The following is a 19,110-nucleotide window of genomic DNA, read 5'->3' as shown; positions in this document are numbered from 1 at the left end:
TGTGGATCTTGCTTATAATGCTAATTGTAAGTATTATGTACTTTAAAACCAAAACTTTCCCAATTTAATGTTGAGAAAGTTTTGGTTTTTATTATTCTAGTAGTAATCACTTTTTAAAGTTATAGAAATTTAAAAATAAAGTATTGTATACATGTAAGTATGATTAAAAATAAAAAGTTGTAAATGCTAAATTTAATTAAATACGCCTTACTCTCTTTAACATTGGCCTGAATGAATAGTTTATAGGAGATTACACTGGCTAAAGATGCGATAATTGTTCCAAGCCCTCCAATATTTACTCCTAGTAATAAAGCTTTCCAATCAGAAGTAAAGTTTGATAGAAGAATTGAAGTAGGAAAATTGCTAATCAATTGACTCAAAAATATGGAACTAAAGAAGACTGAAGTATCTCCTCTTAAATTAGCGCGAGCAAATGTCTCCAGCGCATCCGAATGGGAAATGTTTCCGATAAAAATAAAAAAACCGACAAAGGTTATTAGAAGAAAGTAATCGATCTTAAATAGTAAGTTTCTATCTAACGTAAATGCTGCTATCAATGTGACTATTAGCGCAATGTAATAATCAATGACACCAAAAATAGATGCAATGATAGTGATAAGTATCAAAATCCAGATGGTAGCTTTTTTTCGATTTTTCACGGTAATTACAGGTAGTTCTATTTTTAAATCTGTTTTTTGAAGTTTTTGAGTAAATATAAATAACAAACTAATTCCAAGTACAGCTAAAAGCAGGATTGAACCTAAAAATGGGATGAGCTTAATTCCATAGTAAGAATATAGGTATAAATTTTGTGGGTTTCCCATAGGCATCAAGCTACTACCGATGTTTGCCGCAATTGTCTGCAAGATGATTGTATCCATCATGTTCATTTGTGTTTTTTTACTAATGACAAGTGTTATTGGTACAAAAGTGAGGAGGGCGACATCATTTGTTACAACCATGGAGCAAATAAAGCATAACAAAATTAGAATAATAGATATTGACCTGCTGTTATTGCATTTATTTAAAATCAAAACGGCAAGTTTGTCTAATATTTTTAGCTGTTCAAAGGCCTTAATGGCCACCATTAGATTAAATAAGCTAATTAACACTTCAAAGTTAATATATTCGATCTTTGGTGAATGTATTAAGCAGCTTACAATTGCTAGTATCAGTGAAATGGTAAGTATTAAATCCTTTTTTAAAAATTTGAATTTCATAAGGAGTCTTTTTTTATTTTGAACGAATACTATTTCTTTCACAATACACCACCTGTAATCTATGTTAGTAGAATGAAAAGCAAAGGAAATATACATTTAATGATAGATATTCAACAAATCCTCTTATATTGCAATAAAATTAATAGCTTTTCTTATCAATTGGTTGTTCTAAAATTTGAAACTTAAATGGAATAATATTAATAACGTTTTCAAAAAAATAATAATATGAGTAGTTTTTTATTTGTGGAGCTGTCAAAATCATATTTTTGGATAACTCGATATTGCTAGAAAAGAGGATGACATAAGGTCCTAAATAAGAGTTTTGTAATGTTTCATCCCTTCAACAAAATCCTTTTTTGCTAAGTGTCTGTAATGTTGTAAATATGTGCAATATAGAGGAATCCCACTAGGGGGATTAATTGAGAAAACAAATGTTTTTTGTATGATACCATAAATAAATTAAATGTTTTATTTTTTAAATATTCTTATAATATTTCGTTGATTCTTGATTTCAAATCCTTTATATGAACTTCTAAAAGAGAAAAGTATGCATGTTTTTATGAAGAAAATAGAGGCTTGTCAAAGGTTAGGTAGAACGGAATCTGCGACGTTTGGATACTGTATAAAATTCACAAAATCTCAGTGTTTTTTAGATGAAAAAAACTTAAAATATTTTTTGTTTTTATAAAAATCTGTACTTTTTCGTAACATTCTGTACTTTTAATTATAAATTAAAGACAAGGTTTTCTTAGTTGAATAGTGAAAGCGCTTTATAGATTTTTCGCGAAGTTTTTACCTAGCCTATTTTTGAGATTAGTAGTGAGAAAGGAGATATTTCCATGTTCTTGAGACAATTAACAAAAAAACACTTAATCACTATTGATTATTATGATTTAAATCACCGGTAAACGAAACAAACATAATAGTACAACAATGTTAGTGGATAAAAATATTAGTTTGCAGAAAGGGGTAGAGCATCCGTTTGTATAAGCGTTAAGTACTTCAAAATTTCAGTTTTACGGTTACATGTTGTGATGTTTGCTTAAACAGGCCAATCCGATTAATATAGAAAATTTTTATCCTTGTTGTATTTGAATATGAAAGAGGTATTTGTACCAGGAAATATAGGTGATTTTATATAGATTATGATATACAAATTTTGGCATGGAGTGATGATATGGAAAGGCTTTTTGTAGACTTAGTCGGATCAACAAATGATTTTTTATGGTCTAAATTATTAATTATTATGCTTGTTATTTGCGGAATTTATTTTACATTTAAATTGAATTTTGTACAGTTTCGAATGTTAAAAGAGATGGTCCGTGTATTAATGGAGGGGAAAAGTGGTTCTAAAGATCAAATCTCTCCTTTTCAAGCGTTTTGTATTGGTATGGCAGCCCGCGTTGGAACAGGGAATATCACAGGAATTGCGATTGCAATTGCATTAGGTGGTCCTGGAGCTGTATTTTGGATGTGGATTATTTCTATTATTAGCTCGGCATCCAGTTTTGTCGAAAGCACATTAGCACAGATATATAAAGTAAAAGATAAAACTGGTTTCCGTGGTGGTCCATCCTATTATATGGAAAAAGGGTTGAATAAACGTTGGATGGGAGTATTATTCTCTATTTTAATCACAATTACTTTTGGTCTTGTATTCAATTCAGTACAATCAAATACAGTTACAATTGCTTTTCAAAACTCATTTGGTACAGATCGTCTAACAGTTGGGATAATCATGGCCATTGCTTTCGCTGCGATTATTTTTGGTGGTGTACAACGTATTGCAAAGATGGCTGAATACAAGGTGGTATTTTTAGCGGTATTATACATTGGAGTTGCATTATTTGTTGTAGTTACCAACATATCAAAAATGCCGGAAGTTCTTTCTCTTATTGTTCAAAACGCATTTGGTTTTAAACAAATAGCAGGCGGTTCAATTGGTGCAGCACTTATGAATGGAGTTAAACGCGGTTTATTCTCAAATGAAGCTGGTATGGGAAGTGCACCAAACGTTGCCGCAACAGCAACAACAAGTCATCCGGTGAAACAAGGACTGATTCAAGCATTTGGTGTATTAACGGATACACTGATCATTTGTACTAGCACTGCCTTTATTATTTTGCTGTCTGATGCATATAAACAACCGGGGTTAAATGGTATTGCACTTACACAAGCAGCATTAAGTGAACACATCGGTTCTTGGGCATCGGGTTGTCTTGCTATCTTTGTTTTTTTATTTGGATTTGGTGCGTTAATTGGCAACTATTATTATGGTGAAACAAACATTCGCTTCTTACATACAAGTAAAGTGTGGTTAATGATATACAGAATAAGTGTGTTGGCGATGATTGTATTTGGTTCTGTTGCAAAGATTCAAATTGTATGGGATTTAGCGGACTTATTTATGGGCTTTATGGTTATTATTAATTTAATTGCTATTACCTTACTTTCAAAAGTAGCATTTGCGGCGTTACAAGATTATATAAACCAGAAAAAAGCTGGTAAAGATCCTATTTTTTATAAAGAAAACATTAAAGGGCTTGAAAATATTGAATGTTGGGATAGTTATGAGAAAACTTCAAAAAAGAAAAGTGTGTAATAAGAAGGATATTCAGACTGCAATATGTCTGAATATTTTTCTTGGTTCTAGTGCAAATAGTATTGATTATAGTAAAGAAAAAATCATTCTATATAAAGTTAATAGTACGGGGGAATATGATTAAATGATAAAGGAATCTAGCGTTCAAGTTGAGGGGCAAGAAAAAGTTTGCTTAGATCAATGGGTAGCTCATTATCGAGCGTATGCAGCTAAGGGACGAGGCGCCAATTATATTCCCGCTCTGGGGGAAATAAATGTATCGCAGTTAGGTATTTGTATAGTAAAGCCAGATGGAACAATGATAAAATCAGGAGATTGGGAGATACCTTTCACATTACAAAGTATATCAAAAGTAATCGGTTTTATAGCCGCTTGTTTAAGTCGTGGTATTTCTTATGTATTAGAACGAGTTGACGTAGAGCCAACTGGAGATGCCTTTAATTCAATTATTCGTTTAGAGATACATAAACCAGGAAAACCTTTTAATCCTATGATCAATGCTGGAGCGATTACGATAGCTTCACTTTTGCCAGGGACATCGGTGCAAGAAAAATTAGAATCTCTATACGTATTAATTGAAAAAATGATAGAGAAGCGTCCCGCTATTAATGAAATAGTATTTCAATCAGAATGGGAAACCGCTCATCGTAATAGAGCATTAGCATACTATTTAAAGGAGAATGGTTTTCTAGAATCAGATGTGGAGGAGACACTAGAGGTTTACTTAAAACAATGTTCGATTGAAATAAATACTGAAGATATTGCCTTAATAGGGCTTATACTAGCGCATGATGGATATCATCCTATTCGCAAAGAACAAGTGCTCCCTAAAGAAGTAGCTAGGTTAACAAAAGCTTTAATGCTTACTTGTGGAATGTACAACGCTTCTGGAAAATTTGCTGCTTTCATTGGATTACCAGCTAAGAGTGGGGTATCCGGCGGAATTATGACACTTGTTCCCTCAAAATCTAGGAAGGATTTATCGTTCCAAGATGGATGTGGTATTGGTATTTACGGACCGGCCATTGATGAATATGGGAATAGTTTACCAGGAATTATGTTGTTAGAACATATTGCAAAAGAATGGGATTTAAGTATATTTTAAAAAGGAGCACAGATATTTTGGTGTAAGAACGATTCCAAAAGTGTTCAGACCTTATATTGTGTCTGAACATTTTTGAGTTATAAAGTATCTTTCTAAAGTAGAAGGGTGTAATGAATACTCACAATCTATAATACTTTCGTTTATATCTTATTTATCAGTTTTTGAAAAAAATAGAGTAAGTATTGTATTAATGCAAATAGGTTTGTATACTGACTGTTAGGCGAAAGTGAGAAGTGATTATTTTGAATCTTAGTAATTTAGTAAAAAAAGACATCTATATTCTCGTTTTAATGATACTTACAGTACCCTTAGTAGGTGAAATAAAGTCATTTCCTTTAAATGAAACATTTAGAATGAGCTTTGGTGCACCAACATTTTTCTTTTTTTTGTTATTGTTTCGAAGAATTCCAGCATTTTTACCGGGTTTTTTAACAGCGATAGTCGTTGTAGTATTTCGTATCTCAATGGATGTCATTATAAAGGGAAATATGGATTGGCTAGCCGCTTTTCATACTCACTATCCTAGTTTTTTCTTTTATTTTACTTATTCGTATCTCTTTCATTTAGCAAAAATTAAACGTTTTTATCATCAACCACTAATGATTGGTTTTATTGGTTGCATGATTGAAATACTGTCAGACTGTGTGGAATTAATGATTCAATATTTCGTATTAAAAACATCAATCACATCCGAGGCAATAAATGAGATCATTGTTATCGCATGTTCCCATAGTTTTATAGTTCTAAGCTTTTTCAATATGATGAAATTGTATGAAGCGCAATCAAGGGAGAGACACATAAAGAAACAAAATGAACACATGCTCATGCTCATCTCTAATTTATATGAAGATGCTGTTCATTTAAAAAAAACATTACAAGATGCTGAGAATATAACAAAAAAATCCTATGATTTATATAAAACCTTAGACTCTTTTGAGCACAAACAGATGGATTTTCAGTTTGGGGATTTAAGGCAACAGGCATTACAAATTGCTGGTGAGGTCCATGACGTTAAAAAGGATAACCAACGTATTTTTGCGGGGCTTTCAAAACTAATTTCTGATGAAAGTTTTACAGATTATATGTCTGTACATGAACTAGTAAATATCATTATACGGGCAAATACGAAATATGCACGGTTGCTAGAGAAAGACATCCAATTTGTGTATAAAATTGATGGTGTGCATCCTCATTATCATATTTACACAATCTTATCTATTATAAATAATATCGTTACAAACGCTGTAGAAGCTATCCAAGGTATGGGAACCATCACAATTGACATTAATAAAGACCACCATTTTGTTGAATTTCAAATAGGCGATAATGGTCCTGGTATTTCTTCAAAATATAAAGATTCAATTTTTGAGCCTGGGTTTACTTCTAAATATGATGATTTAGGCAATCCATCGACAGGTATCGGATTATCGTATGTTAAAGAAATGGTCGAACAACTTGAAGGTGATGTTACGCTTGAGGACAGAACCGAAGGAAAAGGATCAATTTTTATAATTAGATTAGGGATTGATCATATAATTTCGAAAGGGTGATTCTATGTATTTTTATATAGTAGATGATGAAAAAGCGGTTCGCTCAATGTTGGCTCAAATTATCGAGGATGAAGATCTTGGGGAGGTTATAGGTGAAGCTGAGGATGGTTTATCTTTAGAGCAACAAATGCTAATCCTTAAAAATATAGACATTTTATTTATCGATTTGTTAATGCCGATTCAAGATGGAATAAAAACAATCCGTCAAATAAACCCTTCGTTTAAAGGGAAAATCATCATGGTCTCTCAAGTAGAATCAAAGGAATTAATTGCTGAAGCTTATTCGCTTGGTGTTGAATACTATATTATTAAGCCAATTAACCGGATTGAAGTATTAACAGTTGTTCGGAAAGTCATTGAACGAATTCGTTTGGAAAAATCAATAAAAAACATTCAAGAATCGCTTAATATGGTACTAAAATTGGATAGTAATTCAAGTGCGCAAGAAAAATACCGTAATGAAAAACATTTAAATACTTTTAATCATTTTCAAAATTCCATTCATTTTCTTTTGTCTGAATTAGGAATAGCCAGTGAAAGTGGAAGTAAAGATTTAATGGATATGCTAGATTATTTATATAAATATGAACAAGATAACACGTTGGAACAAGGCTTTCCCTCACTAAAAGAGATTTTTATGAATTTGGCTCAAAAAAAACTTGGGGATTCAGCTGAAGATGCCGAATTAAAAAGGTTCATAGAAGCTTCCAAACAACGGATTCGGAGAGCAATTTATCAATCATTAAACCATTTAGCATCCCTTGGACTTACTGATTTTTTAAACCCGAAGTTCGAAAATTATGCTTCTAGATTTTTTGATTTTACTACCGTAAGGAGAAAGATGACAGAATTGAACAATGAACCAACATTACCTGCTCGTATTGATACGAAAAAATTTATTCAAGTTCTTTATTTTGAAGCAAAACGAATACACTTGGAGTTAAGATGATAAACTCTTGCTAAGTATTATTTTCAATTGATAGATTGATAATAGTTTTTCTTTTTATTCTCCTTTATTTCATATTAGTTTTAAAATCAGAAAATTCCGTATCGATTTGGTAGAAGTGTATGAACTTAGAACAAAAGAATATGTATTTTTTATTTTTTTAAACATTAATATTCATTAAAAAAAACGAGTATTTTCACAATAAAATATAAATACATAGTAAGTTGAATTTAAAAAAAGATGCTATCTTCTAGCATCTTTTTTTCTTTAAGAGGAAATATCATTGATCCTTATATTATTTGAAATTCAAATGCGGGCATATAAATAACGGAAAAGGAGATAATATTTAACAAATTATAATTGGAAATGGTATTTTAGGTCAGAAATGTTTTTATACTAATTAGGTTATTGGTACTAAACAAGCATAATGTCTCGCTTTTCTGCTCTTTAATCTTATCGTTATTTTTTATTAAGTACATATCGTTTTTTAGAAATCTCAATCCTAGCAGAGTATATAAATTGGGTGATAAAAATGTGGAACATAATTACTTCTTATCTTCCAGATTGGAAAGTCTTTGTACAAGCTTTTATCTTGTTTTTAATTCCGTATACTATCTCAAGAGTTTTTCATTGGGTTCGTATGTCAGAGAAAGAGTGGGAAGAATGAGTTGGTGGAAGTCAAGAGACAAACAAGTGAAAAAAAATAATATTCAAAGTAAAACGAAACAAGAGCATAAACCTTCTCAAAATGCAATCGTTCATTTCACAAATGATTTTGCCTCTAACTTAGAACTTATAAAGCAACAAATCGGACATAATTCTGATGTTCGCTTTCGGAAGTTTAATATTGGACGCACAGATATTCAGGCTGGGATCGTTTTTGTTGATGGCCTATCAGATAAAGAGATAATTGACAAACATATTATGAAATTACTAATGGATGATTTTTCTGATGAATATAAAAATGAATCTTCTTATGTGGAGGGGACTGTTTCAAAAGAATATATTAAAAATAAAGTTCTTACAATTAGTGAAGTAGCAGAAGTCCATTACATAAAAGATTTAATACCCAAAGTATTGATAGGTTCAACAGCTCTTTTAATTGATGGTTTAGCAGATGTGTTTATTCTTGGTACAACAAAAGCAAATAAACGAAACATTGAAGAACCAGTATCGGAGGCATTAGTCAGAGGGCCACGGGTCGGTTTTACTGAAGTATTAAGTGATAATACCTCACTTTTGCGACGACATTGTGCGGATGAGAGTTTATCATTAGTAAAGCTACCAGTAGGAGAACGTGCAAAGAAAGAGTTAGTTGTCGCATTTATTAGAGATCTTGCTAGTACAGAATTGGTGGATGAAGTAAAAAACAGAATTCAGAAAATTGACATAGACAGTGTACTCGAATCTGGTTATATAGAGCAACTCATTGAAGATAATTATCTAAGTCCTTTTCCACAGATTCAAAATACAGAACGACCTGATCGTGTTATTAGTGCTTTAATGGAAGGTCGAGTAGCTATTTTGTTAGATGGAACACCATTTGTTTTAATTGCTCCAGTTACATTTAGTATGCTGCTGCAATCACCAGAAGATTATTATGAAAGGTGGCTTCCTGGTACGCTTCTCCGCTTATTACGCTTCATGACAGCTTTTGTTTCATTATTTGCTCCAGCACTGTATATTTCTTTTATTTCATTTCATCCAGGATTAATTCCCACTAAGCTCGCTATTTCTATTATCGGATCGCGAGAAGGAGTTCCTTTTCCCGCTTTAATAGAAGCGTTAATTATGGAAGTAGCTATCGAAGTTTTGCGAGAAGCAGGTTTACGTCTGCCTAAACCCATTGGACCTGCAATGGGAATTGTGGGCGGTTTAATAATTGGTCAGGCTGCCGTAGAAGCAGGAATTGTTAGTCCAATAATGGTTATCGTTGTTGCGGTAACAGCTATTTCTTCTTTTACTATTCCACAATATAGTGTAGGAATTACGTTACGCATTCTTCGTTTTGTAGCTATGTTTTGTGCTGCGATATTTGGTTTGTATGGAGTTATTCTCTTCTTTCTTTTACTTTGCAGTCATTTAGTGAAACTGAAAAGTTTTGGCGTTCCTTATACCAGTCCTGCTGTTCCATATCGATTCAGTGACTGGAAAGATTTTATGGTTCGCATGCCATTAAAAATAATGAGACGTCGACCAAAAATAATGCATACCAAAAAAAATATCCGCAAAAGGTAGCTGATGACGAAAGGAAGTGGCCTTCAGTGATTACTAAACTTAAAGACCGAATAACAACTTCACAGGCAGTTGTTATTATTGTAAATTACATACTTGGGACAGGAATTCTCACTCTGCCTAGAGCATCTGTGGAAAAAGTGAAAACACCAGATGTATGGATAAGTGTGATATTAGGTGGAATACTGGCAATGGTTTCAGGAGTAATTATGGTCAAATTAAGTCAGCAGTTTCCAGAAAAAACATTTTACCAATACAGTCAAGATATTGTAGGGAAATGGATAGGCAGGTTGCTTAGTTTTCTTATTATAGGGTATTTTCTTACAACTTCAGCATTTCAAATTCGTTCAATGGCAGAAGTAATAAGCTTTTTTTTGCTCGAAGGAACCCCCACATGGGCTATTGTTATGCCTTTTATGTGGATAGGTCTCTATTTGATTATGAGTGGTATTAATTCAATTGCACGGATGTTTGAAATAATATTTCCTATTACTGTTTTTATTTTTTTAATCATTTCCTTTATGAGCATCGGAATATTCGAGATAGATAATCTCCGTCCCGTATTAGGTTTGGGAATTAAACCAGTATTAGATGGGATAAAAACAACGTCTCTCGCATATACAGGTCCTGAAATTATGTTAATTCTTTTGGTATTTATGGAACAACGAAATAAAGCAGTAAAAGCTATTTTAGTTGGAATTTCTATTCCGTTAATCTTTTATGTAATAACTGTTGTAATGGTCATTGGTGCATTATCAATTGAGGGGGTTGTAACAAGAACATGGCCGACAATTGACCTTATGCGCAGTTTTGAAATTTCTGGATTGATATTTGAACGTTTTGAATCTTTACTGCTTGTAATATGGATTATGCAAATATTTGCTACCTATACGATTAGTTATTATGCAGCTGCATTAGGATTAGCGCAACTCTTTAAAAAGAGTATTCATCCGTTTATTTTTGCTTTGATTCCAATCATTTACATCATTGCTATGACTTCGAAAAATATAAATGACTTGCTTAAATTGGGGGATATGCTCGGTAATGCTGCTTTATTTTTATTTGGTTTACTGCCACTGCTTCTTCTTATTATTACGCGATTAAAAGGGGGAGTAGTGTGAAAAATAAATTTAATTATATGCGGTTCTATTTTGCTTTGTTATGGACGCTTTTGCTTCTATTTTTAACAGGATGTTGGAGCAGTAAAGAAGTAGAAGAGTTGAGTTTAACTGCAGGTATAGCACTAGATAAAGGGAAGGATTCAACAATTGAGAAAGAGGATGAGGAAGGAGGTTATCCTAAAAGAAATCTTATAACAGCTACTTATCAAATTGTTAGTTCGCAAGCACAAAGTAAAGGAAATGGACAACAAAAACGTTATATTAATGTTTCTGAGACAGGTGATTCCATTCATCAAATTGTTCGTGAGTTTTCATTGAAAAGAGAGAGCACAATGTTCAGCCCACATTTAAAAAACATTGTTATTAGTGATAGTCTTGTACGTACATACAGTTTAGAACAATTACTTGAACAGTATCTCCGTGACAATGAAGTTCGGCTTAGCTGTATGCTCTTAATTAGCAAGGGGCTAGCGAAGGAGGTACTGGAATCAAACAAAAAAGGAGAAATTCCAGCATTTCGTTTGTCTGGAATTGCAGATAATAGAAATAGAACAACAAGGATTTTACCTCCTGTATCGCTCGCTAAATTGGAAGGAAAGATGCGGTCAGGGTCCAGTTTTCTTTTGCAAAATGTAATCTCGATAAAAGGGGAAACAAAATTTGCAGGAGCTGCTGTAATTAAAGGGAAGACAAAAAAGTTGATGGGCTTTTTAAATGAACAGGAATTGGAAGGAGTAGTATGGATAAACGGAAAAAGGAATGGTGGTGTGGTAAAAACTTTTGATAAAGAATCAAAGAAACTCATTATATACGAAATAAAGTCAATAAAAAGCAAAATCATACCACATGTTAACGGAAATAATATTTCCTTTGATGTAAACATTGAATCAGAAGGGCGTTTGTCTGAAAATTGGATGCAATCAGGAAAAGATTTTGAAAATGAATTTTTAAAAAAGGAAGAAAAAGCTATTGAAAAAGAAGTAAAGCACTTAGTACATCATGTTACAAAAAAAATACAAAAAGAATATCAAGTCGATATTGCGGGTTTTGGCAACCAATTAAGAATTAAACACCCGAGAACATGGGAGAAAGTCAAAAAAGATTGGGATCAAACATTTAGTAAAGTACCGATTAAATATCATATAAATGTAACTATACAAGATTATGGAGCGTCAAGTTTAAAACGATGAGATACCTTAATTGAAATTATATTTGAATCAAAACAAAAAGTTATAAAAGTTTTAATTTGAAAATTTTTGTAACTTTTTGTTTTTTTATGTCCTTCTTATTATAGATTAAAGAAATGATTTTATCCCGCTATTTGCCGGGCAGTAAGACTCACACCTCAAAATTCAGCGAAAGCAAAGAAGTTATTAGAGGTATATGTAAGCTCTATATAGGAAGGAGAATTTTGAAATTCTATTGATAAACCAAGTAATTGTAATAGCCCTTATTTAGAATAATAATTTCAAAATCAATAAAATTTAGAGTAGAAGGAGCAAGAGCAAATTATTATGAATAAACAAATAGGTTTTATCGGATGTGGAAACATGGGTATTGCTATGATAGGTGGGATGATTAAAAAAAATATAGTTTCTCCAGATCAAATAATTTGTTCAGATTTAAATGTCATTAATTTAAAAAATGCTAGTAATGAATATGGCATAACTATAACTACTAACAACAATGAAGTCGCTAACAGCGCTGACATTTTAATTTTATCAATCAAACCAGATTTATACTCATCGGTAATTAACCAAATAAAAGATCAAATAAAAAATGATGTAATCGTTGTAACTATTGCTGCAGGAAAAAGTATTAAGAGCACTGAGAATGAATTTGGTAGAAAGTTGAAAGTTGTTAGAGTAATGCCTAATACACCGGCACTTGTTGGAGAAGGAATGTCTGCGTTATGTTTTAATGAAATGGTTACAGAAAAAGATATAAAAGAGGTACTGAACATATTTAATATTTTCGGCCAGACGGAGGTCATAAATGAAAAACTAATGGATGTTGTTACATCTATTAGTGGTTCTTCCCCAGCATATGTGTATATGTTTATAGAAGCCATGGCAGATGCTGCTGTACTTGGCGGTATGCCGAGAAAACAAGCTTATAAATTTGCGGCTCAGGCTGTATTAGGTTCTGCAAAAATGGTATTGGAAACAGGAATACATCCAGGTGAATTGAAGGATATGGTTTGTTCTCCAGGTGGAACGACGATAGAAGCTGTAGTAACGCTAGAAGAAAAAGGTTTAAGAACAGCTATCATTTCAGCTATGAAACGTTGTACGCAAAAATCTATGGAAATGTCTAGTTTAATTAGTAAGTGAGAAGCGAATTTATATAATATTTCAAATCTATTTAATGTAAAAGAAATATTATGAGGCTAGTTAATAACTAAGTAAATTTATATACAACACTAACGAGAAGAACAAACCTTATTTTAAAGGGGATACAGAAAATATGAGTAATTTACTAAAAAAGAAATCCGTTACACAATTGTTAGAGCATAATCAAAGCAAGACTTTAACGAAAACATTAGGAGCATTTGATTTAATTATGTTAGGGGTAGGCTCGATAGTTGGAACGGGTGTTCTTGTGTTAACTGGATTAGTAGCAGCAAGAAATGCTGGTCCAGCAGTTGTTTTTTCATTTATACTTGCGGCAATTATATGTGGATTTATAGCATTATGTTACGCGGAAATTGCTTCTACACTCCCGGCGTCTGGTAGTGTATATACGTACTCATATGCAACAATTGGTGAGTTTGTTGCTCATCTAGTAGGTTGGTCATTGCTGTTAATATATATCGTGGCAACAGCGGCTGTCGCTGCTGGATGGACAGGCTATTTCCACAATTTAATAAAGGGATTTGGATTAGAGATACCTAAAGCTCTAGTAACGATTCCTTCGCATGGTGGTATTGTGAATCTACCAGCGGTAATCATTACATTGATATTAGCATGGATGTTATCCCGTGGTACGAGGGAAAGTAAACGAATCAATAATACAATGGTATCGATTAAAATTGGAATGATTTTGTTGTTTATTACGGTTGGTATATTCTATGTAAAACCAATGAACTGGATACCAATTGCACCATACGGTTTAAGTGGAGTCTTTACGGGTGGAGCAGCTATTTTATTCGCTTTTACGGGTTTTGATATATTAGCAACTTCAGCAGAAGAAGTAAAAGACCCGAAACGTAATCTTCCGATCGGTATTATTGCATCATTAATCATATGTACAATTATTTATGTTATGGTATGCCTTGTTATGACAGGAATGGTTTCCTATAAAGAATTAAATGTCCCTGAGGCAATGGCTTATGTAATGGAAGTTGTAGGACAAGGAAAAGTCGCTGGTGCAATTGCTGCAGGTGCTGTAATTGGCCTTATGGCTGTTATTTTTTCCAATATGTATGCGGCAACACGAGTATTCTTTGCAATGAGTCGTGATGGATTGTTACCGAAATCATTTGCGAAAGTTAATAAGAAAACTGGAGCACCCACTTTTATAACTGGATTGGCAGGAATAGGGAGCTCTATAATAGCTGGGTTTATTGATTTGAAAGAATTAGTTAATTTGGTTAATATCGGTAGTTTGGTGACGTTTGCGTTAGTTTGTCTATCAGTTATTATCCTTCGTAAATCACACCCAAATTTAAAACGTGGATTTATGGTACCTTTTGTACCTGTATTACCATGCGTTGCAATTGTATGCTGTGTGTTTTTAATGCTAAATTTACCGTTAAGGACATGGGTGTACTTTAGTATTTGGATTACTATTGGGGTAGTAATATATTTCCTTTATTCGATAAAACACAGTAATTTAAATGAGGAAACGATCTCGAAATTACATGATACAATTGCGAGATAATAACGATCGAAAATTTTATTAATAATCATATTGATAGTTGAGTAACATAGAAACAGTTTTTTGACATTTAGCAAGAGATAAAATAAGAGATGCTAGGGCAGCTAAGTACTTTTTTAGAAACCTTGCTTGTTTTTTACGATTTAAAAACGCTAAGGAGAGAGAAGTATGAGTGAATTGCATTTTATGAGTATAGAAGAATTGGATAATAAATTGAAAAAATCTGATAGTGGTATTTATTTCATTAAAGATTATAATGACAATATTATTTATGTAGGCAAGGCTTTTAGTATAAAAAGTAGAGTATTAGCTCATTTTAATAGTTATTCCAATATTAAGGAATATGTACATTTATTTAATAAAGTAGCGTATCTCATTGAAGATAGTTTGTTAAAACGCTCATTGTTACAAGTTACTTATATGATTAAATATAAACCAGTATTAAACAAAGAAGTCCAAAAAGAATTCCCAGAGTTATATACTCAATACATTAAGCAAACAAATAAAAAATCCATGTTGTTAGAAATTAATGAAGCTAAAGAAAAAAGGGATGAGTTAAAGAATAGATTAGTAAAATTAGTAGGCGGAAAAACTATGTTTTATGACATAATTTCTCTGTTAAACAATGGATATAACTATCATGTTCTCGCAAAAGTATTGAGCATAGAGCTTCAAACTTTAATTATAATGAAAGAACACCGAAATAAATTCCCGATACCACATAATTATAAGAGGACAATAAAGCATCAAGATATAATGTATGCTTTATCTGGAAAAAAGAATTAAGTACTTCAAGCTTAAACACTTAACTTTAAAGTACTTAATTCGTTGCTTTTGTAGCTGTTATTGTTATATTGAATGCAATGTACATTTGTGTTTCAAATTTAATTGGTGGAATAAGGGGAGGGAAAGGGTTCCCATAAAAATACTAGAAGAAATTAGGTTACTCATGCTATTTATAAATATATTGGAAGTGTAATTATAAATATCCAAAGATACGAAAGTAATACAAATGAAATTCTTATTTCTGCTACTACAAGTACTATTGAGCAAATGAAGTATGAAATTGCTCTTGAACTAGGAGTCACACTGGGACCTGATACATCATCATCTGCAAATGGTTCAATCGGTGGAGAGATTACAACACGCTTATTTAGAATGACTGAAAAACAGTTAACAGGTCAATACAGATTACACTAAGAAAATAATCCGTATATATACGGATTATTTTTCCTTTAATTTACAAAAAAATGAATTTTGAAATTAAAAAAACATCTCATATTCCTTTATAATAACCTTTTGTAGTTGTGTTAATGACATAGGTATCGAAAGAGAGTTAATTCAATACGAACGATGTATGAGCCCTTAAAAGAGTTTTGGTGTTATTTGCAATTTTTATTCCATAATACTTAAGCCAATATAATAAAATGTTTTATGTCTAAATCGATATAAGGTAATGATTATTAAGAGATATTTCTTTTTTTATAGAATAAGTAAAAACTGATATTGTAGTAATTACTGTTTTGAGGTCAATTTACTGTGCACCTTAATTATTGAAGTTTTTTTGTTGATTAACAACTATTGTATTTGGAAATTATTAATAAGTTTATCTCGCTATTTGCCGGGCAGTAAGACCCTCACCTCAAAATTCAGCGGAAGCAAAGAAGTTAGGTGGGGGATCAACTGTCCGTAAAAGCCCGATTGGTGAGGGCTAATAATCAGTGGGGATGAACAAAACCCCCACTGATTAAAGTTTCACTTTATGTGATGCGGTAATAAAACTATCTAGTTTGCTATTCTTAGTATTTGTAAAGTCTATATATTTTTTCCTCTTTTGTGGAAAGTAAAACTATTGTTACGACCAGTAATATAGTGTCATTTTTTTGAATATTCCATTCGTTTTTTATTTTTATTTTTAGTTGATGAAAAGACCTTTCTCTCAATTAAATATTTAATTGAGTACTTGAATTTCCTCCATCTTGTACTTTTCAAAGCATAGTGCTTCAAAAATAGCTGTATCGCTTTCATCTGTTTCCAATTTCACAAATTCTTTATTATCTTTTTCTAAAATTTGGAGCAAAATAGTTTTTCAGTTTCACATTTAAATTAGCAGTATTTATTTTTTGAATTCAATTTGTATAAATGATTGAATTGGAACTTTGACTGTTGTTTCTTGCGGTGGTACAGTATCTCCTGTTACTTTCGCTTTATTTTAAATCTTTTTCCAGCTTGGTCCTCGCATTGACTACCACTGTATTTTGTAGTACTTCACTGTTTTCTCAAGTTCAATAATTATATCTTGTAGAATTAAGAAAAGAACTTAGCTTATTTCGTTTACTTATCTACTCTGATATTTAGATGCTAACTACAATTAAATAATATATGATTTTTATAAAAAAGATATAGTAATATTTTGTTGTGAATTGTACTAATTTGATATTTTATAGTATTATTTGTCGTGAATTATATATAACAGAATATATTTTATGGATCTATAAAGGAGAATGTAATGAATACTTCTATCGATATACAACACTTATGTGATCTTGCACATAAAGCATTTAATGCCCCTGTACATATTTTATCTGCAGACAGAAAAATTTTATATCATTCTACATCTGATAATGTTTGTAGTCCTTTTTATTCTTCAAAAGAAGAACATCTTACTGATATTTATCAAGAAAACGATCCATTTAACTTGCCACTTTTCCGAAGTAACAACTATCTTGAAAATTTTGTTCTAATTCATATAGAAAATCATGATGATATTAAAGGGACTATTATAATCGGTCCTACTATACATCCAAAAGATTCAGATGATATGATCATAAAATTTCAGAAAGAATTTAAATCAAATGGTAACATTCAAGAAAGACTTGCCTATTATCAGTGTTTATCTGAGATTAAAAAAACTACATTAATTGATATGGGAATTTTATTACATTACATGATTTTCAATGAAAAGTTAGATGTAGATATTGTCTTGGAAAAAAATAAAGTACTAGAGGAAGTTCCTAATAAAATTGTGAAACCGGATTTATATATTTTAAAACGCCGACAAAACAAACCTAAAACGCACAATATGGCATTAGTAAATGATTTCTTTTCGACTATTAAAGAAGGAAATAAAAAAAAGTTAATACAGTATATGTATGCGGTTTCACAAGAAGATGTTGAACTTATGCTAATAGAGGATCCGCTCAGGAATCAAAAAAACCTTGGAATTATTGCGATTACCTTAGCCACTCGATATGCAATAGAAGGAAACCTGCCACCAGATATTGCTTTTGCTCATAGTATTTTATATATACAAACCCTGGAACAATTAGATAATGTAGAATCTGTAAAGCGATTGTCAGGGGATGCTTTACGTACCTTTGCAGATCGTGTGAAAGAATACAATGCAAAAAAGTATTCTTACGCGGTTACTACATGTATAAAACATATTAATAAAAATGTTTACGATGGAATATCTCTGAATGAACTTGCTAATCATTTAGAAATTACGCCTACTTATCTGTCTAAACTATTTAAAAAAGAAATGGGAATTACTTTAAGCGAATATATTCAAAGGGAACGAGTGGAAGAAGCAAAGAAATTATTAACACTCACTACTTATTCGTAATCAGATATCTGAAGCAAAGAAATTATTAACACTCACTACTTATTCGTTATCAGATATCTGTGCTTGGCTTAACTTTAATGACCAAAGTTATTTTATAAGAGTTTTCAAAAAAATCACTAGTATGACTCCTAGGCAGTACCGTGAAAAATATACAGTAATATAAGCTTGTTATCTACTGTCTCCAATGTAAAGACTTAAACATGGGTGTAAGTATCCCAAAAGATGAAAACACTGAACTTATTACGCTAGAAAGAGTTTGTGATTTGTCTAGAAAAAGAACTTGTATTCAAATAGACGTATGAGATTAACCTGATATTATCTTGTTAGCGGAACAGTTTCAATTTTTATAACAATCATGTGCTGAATTTATAGGTATAGTTTTATTTTAGATAAACACTAGTCTGACGTCAGCTCAAACAAATAGCTCTTGAAGATTTAATAAACACATATGTGAGCAAAAGCTCAATGGAAATCTTTGTACCATATTGTTAATTTGAAAAAATACACTAACCGTTATTTTGCTAAAGGAAATAAAAATACAGAAGGCTGCAAAGTGTTCCAAGGAAGTTTTGCAGCTTTTTTGTGATTTAAAACCTATGTTTATAACGATGATAAGTTTATAGACTACTATCTTTATATTTGATATTTATTAATGTTTATATTAGGATATCTCGTGAAAAAATCAATAATATAACATATATTACTAAATATATCTACATTTTATGCAATTATACATAACTAAATAAAGGTAAAAAAGTATAAAAAAACCTATTATATTATTCTATAAGTATTTTTTCTAAAATAAAATTTCTTGGTTGAGCTAAAAT

13 protein-coding genes and 1 pseudogene are annotated in these 19,110 nt (G+C 31.6%); 12 read left to right on the top strand and 2 right to left on the bottom strand.

The window, feature by feature from the left end; translation table 11 throughout:
- Window positions 1-119: 119 nt before the first annotated feature.
- Complete coding sequence (locus DN400_RS00075) at window positions 120-1,262, bottom strand: anion transporter (protein WP_016512826.1); 1,143 nt, start codon at window positions 1,260-1,262, stop codon at window positions 120-122.
- Window positions 1,263-2,397: 1,135 nt separating this feature from the next.
- Here DN400_RS00075 and DN400_RS00070 point away from each other — a divergent pair.
- From DN400_RS00070 to DN400_RS00020, 11 genes are all read left to right on the top strand, one after another.
- Window positions 2,398-3,822 (top strand): alanine/glycine:cation symporter family protein, encoded by a 1,425-nt coding sequence (locus tag DN400_RS00070; RefSeq protein ID WP_000440276.1) that lies wholly within the window; start codon window positions 2,398-2,400, stop codon window positions 3,820-3,822.
- Window positions 3,823-3,946: 124 nt separating this feature from the next.
- Entirely contained in the window at window positions 3,947-4,927 is a 981-nt protein-coding gene (gene glsA / locus DN400_RS00065; RefSeq protein ID WP_147801461.1) for a glutaminase GlsA, read from the top strand.
- 233 nt (window positions 4,928-5,160) lie between these two features.
- Window positions 5,161-6,477, top strand: a complete 1,317-nt coding sequence (locus DN400_RS00060) for a sensor histidine kinase (protein ID WP_000584793.1) — start codon at window positions 5,161-5,163, stop codon at window positions 6,475-6,477.
- Window positions 6,478-6,481: 4 nt separating this feature from the next.
- Window positions 6,482-7,426, top strand: coding sequence for a response regulator (locus DN400_RS00055; protein WP_000274080.1), 945 nt, complete (start codon window positions 6,482-6,484; stop codon window positions 7,424-7,426).
- Between the two features lie 660 nt (window positions 7,427-8,086).
- On the top strand, window positions 8,087-9,661 hold the full coding sequence (locus DN400_RS00050) for a spore germination protein (RefSeq protein WP_000119223.1): 1,575 nt from the start codon (window positions 8,087-8,089) through the stop codon (window positions 9,659-9,661).
- 26 nt (window positions 9,662-9,687) lie between these two features.
- On the top strand, window positions 9,688-10,779 hold the full coding sequence (locus DN400_RS00045; protein WP_065228845.1) for a spore germination protein: 1,092 nt from the start codon (window positions 9,688-9,690) through the stop codon (window positions 10,777-10,779).
- The gene (locus DN400_RS00040) at window positions 10,776-11,969 is read left to right on the top strand and encodes a Ger(x)C family spore germination protein (RefSeq protein WP_016512824.1); all 1,194 of its coding nucleotides are present in this window, start codon (window positions 10,776-10,778) and stop codon (window positions 11,967-11,969) included. Before DN400_RS00045 ends, DN400_RS00040 begins: the two co-directional genes overlap by 4 nt.
- A gap of 324 nt (window positions 11,970-12,293) precedes the next feature.
- Window positions 12,294-13,112, top strand: a complete 819-nt coding sequence (proC, locus tag DN400_RS00035) for a pyrroline-5-carboxylate reductase (protein WP_065228846.1) — start codon at window positions 12,294-12,296, stop codon at window positions 13,110-13,112.
- A gap of 133 nt (window positions 13,113-13,245) precedes the next feature.
- On the top strand, window positions 13,246-14,661 hold the full coding sequence (locus tag DN400_RS00030; RefSeq protein ID WP_147801460.1) for an amino acid permease: 1,416 nt from the start codon (window positions 13,246-13,248) through the stop codon (window positions 14,659-14,661).
- A gap of 165 nt (window positions 14,662-14,826) precedes the next feature.
- Window positions 14,827-15,444, top strand: coding sequence for a GIY-YIG nuclease family protein (locus tag DN400_RS00025; protein WP_002094012.1), 618 nt, complete (start codon window positions 14,827-14,829; stop codon window positions 15,442-15,444).
- Between the two features lie 195 nt (window positions 15,445-15,639).
- Window positions 15,640-15,858, top strand: a complete 219-nt coding sequence (locus DN400_RS00020) for an alpha/beta-type small acid-soluble spore protein (protein ID WP_080126380.1) — start codon at window positions 15,640-15,642, stop codon at window positions 15,856-15,858.
- Between the two features lie 751 nt (window positions 15,859-16,609).
- On the opposite strand, the gene DN400_RS00015 is transcribed toward DN400_RS00020, so the two are convergent.
- Window positions 16,610-16,738 (bottom strand): peptidase, encoded by a 129-nt coding sequence (locus DN400_RS00015; protein ID WP_080126379.1) that lies wholly within the window; start codon window positions 16,736-16,738, stop codon window positions 16,610-16,612.
- A 429-nt stretch (window positions 16,739-17,167) separates the two neighbouring features.
- On the opposite strand from DN400_RS00015, the pseudogene DN400_RS00005 reads away from it, so the two are divergent.
- Window positions 17,168-18,446, top strand: a pseudogene (locus DN400_RS00005) (AraC family transcriptional regulator).
- Window positions 18,447-19,110 lie beyond the last annotated feature (664 nt).

The sequence above is a fragment of the Bacillus sp. AR8-1 genome, assembly GCF_008042345.1.
GTDB classification, from domain to species: domain Bacteria; phylum Bacillota; class Bacilli; order Bacillales; family Bacillaceae_G; genus Bacillus_A; species Bacillus_A cereus.
This window is presented reverse-complemented; position numbering and strand designations above follow the sequence as displayed.

Excerpts from the sequence above, each read along its gene's own strand:
- DN400_RS00070 (WP_000440276.1), top strand. The coding sequence starts at position 2,398 with ATGGAAAGGCTTTTTGTAGACTTAGTCGGATCAACAAATGATTTTTTA.
- glsA (WP_147801461.1), top strand. The coding sequence starts at position 3,947 with ATGATAAAGGAATCTAGCGTTCAAGTTGAGGGGCAAGAAAAAGTTTGC.
- DN400_RS00055 (WP_000274080.1), top strand. The coding sequence starts at position 6,482 with ATGTATTTTTATATAGTAGATGATGAAAAAGCGGTTCGCTCAATGTTG.
- DN400_RS00050 (WP_000119223.1), top strand. The coding sequence starts at position 8,087 with ATGAGTTGGTGGAAGTCAAGAGACAAACAAGTGAAAAAAAATAATATT.
- proC (WP_065228846.1), top strand. The coding sequence starts at position 12,294 with ATGAATAAACAAATAGGTTTTATCGGATGTGGAAACATGGGTATTGCT.
- DN400_RS00030 (WP_147801460.1), top strand. The coding sequence starts at position 13,246 with ATGAGTAATTTACTAAAAAAGAAATCCGTTACACAATTGTTAGAGCAT.
- DN400_RS00025 (WP_002094012.1), top strand. The coding sequence starts at position 14,827 with ATGAGTGAATTGCATTTTATGAGTATAGAAGAATTGGATAATAAATTG.